Source organism: Exiguobacterium sp. AB2, assembly GCF_000696055.1.
Lineage (GTDB): Bacteria > Bacillota > Bacilli > Exiguobacteriales > Exiguobacteriaceae > Exiguobacterium > Exiguobacterium alkaliphilum.
In genome coordinates this window covers 1-771 of the sequence record NZ_JNAA01000093.1, presented here as the reverse complement: position 1 = coordinate 771, position 771 = coordinate 1, and the positions used below count along the sequence as shown (strand labels likewise).

The following is a 771-nucleotide window of genomic DNA, read 5'->3' as shown; positions in this document are numbered from 1 at the left end:
GAGAGAACAATCTCTTAAAAAACAGGTTGACATTATGTTGAGATAATGTTAATCTACTATATGTCTGGTGGCGATAGCGAAGCGGCCACACCCGTTCCCATGCCGAACACGGAAGTTAAGCGCTTCAGCGCCGAAAGTAGTTGGGGGTCTCCCCCTGTGAGGATAGGACGTTGCCAGGCATTACATATTTGGAGGATTAGCTCAGCTGGGAGAGCACCTGCCTTACAAGCAGGGGGTCGGCGGTTCGATCCCGTCATCCTCCACCATTTACACCTGCCGGTGTAGCTCAGTTGGTAGAGCATCTGACTTGTAATCAGAGGGTCGAGGGTTCGAATCCTTTCGCCGGCACCATTTTTTTAAAAGTCTACCGCATAAATTATACCTTGCCGGGGTGGCGGAATTGGTAGACGCACAGGACTTAAAATCCTGCGAGGGTTTCCTCGTGCCGGTTCAAGTCCGGCCCTCGGTACCATTTATAAACATCCATGAAGGATCATTCGTCTCGCACCCTTAGCTCAGCTGGATAGAGCGTTAGACTACGAATCTAAAGGCCGGGAGTTCGAATCTCTCAGGGTGCACCATTTTTTTCGGGAAGTAGCTCAGCTTGGTAGAGCACTTGGTTTGGGACCAAGGGGTCGCAGGTTCGAATCCTGTCTTCCCGACCATCATACCTTTATGGGGCCTTAGCTCAGCTGGGAGAGCGCCTGCCTTGCACGCAGGAGGTCAGCGGTTCGATCCCGCTAGGCTCCACCAATTTATTTTTATGACGAA

6 tRNA genes and 1 rRNA gene are annotated in these 771 nt (G+C 51.4%); all 7 read left to right on the top strand.

Annotated elements, in window-relative coordinates:
- The first annotated feature begins 63 nt into the window (after positions 1-63).
- The 7 genes from rrf (at position 64) to DI14_RS11460 (ending at position 753) form a co-directional block, all read left to right on the top strand.
- A 5S ribosomal RNA gene (rrf, locus tag DI14_RS11490) occupies positions 64-179 on the top strand.
- Between the two features lie 11 nt (positions 180-190).
- Positions 191-266, top strand: a tRNA-Val gene (locus DI14_RS11485).
- A gap of 9 nt (positions 267-275) precedes the next feature.
- Positions 276-351, top strand: a tRNA-Thr gene (locus DI14_RS11480).
- Positions 352-385: 34 nt separating this feature from the next.
- Positions 386-472, top strand: a tRNA-Leu gene (locus DI14_RS11475).
- A gap of 32 nt (positions 473-504) precedes the next feature.
- Positions 505-581 (top strand) — tRNA-Arg (locus DI14_RS11470).
- 7 nt (positions 582-588) lie between these two features.
- Positions 589-665: transfer RNA gene (locus DI14_RS11465), tRNA-Pro, on the top strand.
- A 12-nt stretch (positions 666-677) separates the two neighbouring features.
- A tRNA-Ala gene (locus DI14_RS11460) sits at positions 678-753 on the top strand.
- The last annotated feature ends 18 nt before the right edge of the window (positions 754-771 follow it).